Raw genomic sequence first — 2982 nt, forward strand, 5'->3', positions numbered from 1 at the left:
CCGGCTCGAGCCGCGACTGGGCGGCCAAGGGCACGCAGCTGCTGGGCATCCGCGCCGTGGTGGCGCGCAGCTTCGAGCGGATCCACCGCTCGAACCTGGTCGGGATGGGCGTGCTGCCGCTGCAGTTCCAGGGCAATGATTCCTGGCAGTCGCTCGGCCTCAAAGGCAGCGAGCGCATCGACATCCTTCCCGACCCGCAGCTGCGCCCGCAGAGTGAGGCGCTGATGCGCATCCTGCGCGAGGACGGCAGCGTCGCCCAGGAGGTGCCGCTGGTCCTGCGCATCGACACGCCCATCGAGGTGGACTACTACCGGGCGGGCGGCATCCTGCCGTACGTGCTGCGCCAGTTGCTGCTGCAGTAGGAGGCGGGCGCAGCGGGCTCCCGACACCGCCCAGACTGCCGGGTTCACCCGGGGGCCTGCCGCATGCGCGGGCGGCGCATTGACTCGATAATCGTTCATCGACAAGTCTGCCGCGCCCGCGCGGCGGCTCCCGGGATGGCCTCCGTGCACACCGGGCCGCCGCGCCGGCCCCAAGTGCCATGGAGCTCAGCACGCGCATCGCCTGGATCGACCGTGAACCGCAGCACGCCCGGCGCGCGCTGCAGCTGATCACGCTCGGCGACCGGGGCTGGCTGGGGATGCACGTGCCCGCCCCGACGTGGCGACGCCCCGGCAGGGCTGGGACGTGGTGGTGCTCTGCCTGGCGCCCGACGAACACGAGCTGCCGCAATGGCTGCGAACCGGTGCGGCATGGCGCCTGCTGCTGTGTCTCGACGAGGCGCAGGAACACCTGGCAGCGCGCGCCCTGCGCATGGGCCCGGCGGGCGCGTGCCTGGGCGACTATGTGCTGCGGCGCAAGGGCCACGACCACGTGCCCGAGCTGCTGGAGCGGATCGCTGCACTGCTCGCGCCGGCGGGCGGCGCGGTGCGGCCCCACGAGGCCAGGCAACTGGCGGAGCTGCGCACGGCCTTGGGGAGCATGAGCCAGGGCATCCTGCAGACCGATCCGGAGGGCCGCGTCACGGTCTACAACCAGCAGGCCCTGGAGTTCCTGGACCTGCCGGAGGCGCTGGTGGCCAGCGGCGCCACCCTGGCGGAGCTGACCGAGCTGCAGCGGCGCCGCGGCGACTTTGGCGAACTGTGCGAGCTGGTGGACGGGCGGGGGCGCCCCTACATCCTGCGCGGCGCCCGTGACCCGTCGCCAGACCTCTACCGGCGGCGCACACGCGATGGACGGACGCTGGAGGTGCGCACCCGGCTGCTGCCCGGCGGCGGCTTCGTGCGCACCTTCTCCGACGTGAGCGAGTACCTGCGCGTGCAGGCCGAGCAGCAGCGCAGCGAGGAGCGCTTTCGCAGCCTGTGTGCGCTGTCGTCGGACTGGTATTGGGAGCAGGACGCGCAGCTGCGCTTCACCGACATCCGCGGCACCGCCGCACAGGGCGATGCGCGGCTGCAGGACTGGCTGGGGCGGACGCTGGCGGAGCTGGGTGCCCTCAACCTCACGCGCGCCGCCTGGACCGAGCACGTTCAACGGATCGCCGCGCGCCAGCCCTTTCGGGAGCTCGAGCTCAAGCTCCTGGACCCGCAGGGGCAGGTGCGCTGGATCGCCCTGAGCGGTGAGCCCATGGTGGAGGACGGCGGCCGCTTCGTCGGCTACCGGGGCGTGGGGCGCAACATCACCGACCGCAAGCACGCCGAGGAACAGATCGAGCGCCTGGCCTTCTACGATGCCCTGACGGGGCTGCCGAACCGGCGGTTGCTGCTCGACCGGCTGCAGCGCACCTGCAGCGGGCTGGAGCGCAGCGGCCACCACGCGGCGCTGCTGTTCGTCGATCTGGACCACTTCAAGGAACTCAACGACACGCGCGGGCACGAGCACGGCGACGCGCTGCTGGTGGAGGTCGCGCAGCGGCTGCGTGGCGCGGTGCGGGCCGGCGATACGGTGGCGCGCTTCGGCGGCGACGAATTCGTGTTGCTGGTGGGGGGGCTGGACCATGCGCCGGACCAGGCGCGCCGCGATGGCGATGAGGTGGCGCGCAAGGTGATGGCGGCCCTGACCCGGCCCTACCTGCTGCAGGACGGGCAGCACTACCACAGCACCTCGAGCGTCGGCATGACCTTGTTCGCGCACCCCGCCCCGGCGGCCGAGGAGCTGATCCGCCAGGCCGACTTCGCCATGTACCAGGCGAAGGCGGCGGGGCGCAACTCGGTGCGCTTCTTCGACCCGGGATTGCTCGAGCAGATGCGCGCCCGGGCGCAGCTGGAGGGCGAGCTGCGCCGTGGCTTGGTGCAGCAGGAGCTGCTGCTGTACTACCAGCCGGTGGTCGACGGAGGCGGGGCGATCATCGGCGCCGAGGCGCTGGTGCGCTGGCAGCACCCTGTGCGGGGCGTGGTCGGGCCGGGCGAATTCATCGAGCTGGCAGAGCGCACCGGCCTGATCCTGGCGCTCGGGGACTGGGTGCTGCAGGCGGCCTGCACGCGGTTGGCGCGCTGGGCCGGACGACCCGGGCTGGATGCGCTGGTGGTGTCGGTCAACGTGAGCGCGCGCCAGTTTCGCCAGCCCGACTTCGCCGCGCGCGTGCGCCAGGCGCTGAGGGCAAGCGGCGCGCGCCCGCGCCAGCTCCGGCTGGAGCTCACGGAGAGCCTGCTGCTGAACGAGACCGAGGAGACCATTGCCAAGATGGAGAGCCTGCGCGCCGAGGGCGTGGGCTTTTCGCTGGACGACTTCGGCACCGGCTACTCCTCGCTGTCCTACCTCAAGCGCCTGCCGCTGGACCAGATCAAGATCGACCGGGCGTTCGTGCGCGACGTGCTGGGTGAGCCGAACGATGCGGCCATCGTGCGCACCATCCTCGCCCTGGCGCACAGCCTGGATCTGCAGGTGGTGGCCGAGGGCGTGGAGACCACCAGCCAGCTGGAATTCCTGCGACAGCACGGCTGCCGTGCCTTCCAGGGCTACCTGTTCGGCCGGCCGGCGCCC

Annotated in this window: 1 protein-coding gene and 1 pseudogene; both read left to right on the plus strand. The window is 72.1% G+C overall.

Going from position 1 to position 2982, the window contains the following annotated elements:
- Positions 1 to 362: pseudogene (gene acnA / locus A612_RS05800) on the plus strand (aconitate hydratase); the annotation flags it as partial.
- A gap of 298 nt (positions 363 to 660) precedes the next feature.
- Positions 661 to 2982, plus strand: a 2322-nt coding sequence (locus tag A612_RS05805) for a putative bifunctional diguanylate cyclase/phosphodiesterase (protein ID WP_019373587.1), incomplete at its 3' end; no start/stop codon positions are given.

Origin of the sequence: Melaminivora alkalimesophila (genome assembly GCF_000282995.1) — a bacterium.
GTDB classification, from domain to species: domain Bacteria; phylum Pseudomonadota; class Gammaproteobacteria; order Burkholderiales; family Burkholderiaceae_C; genus Melaminivora; species Melaminivora alkalimesophila.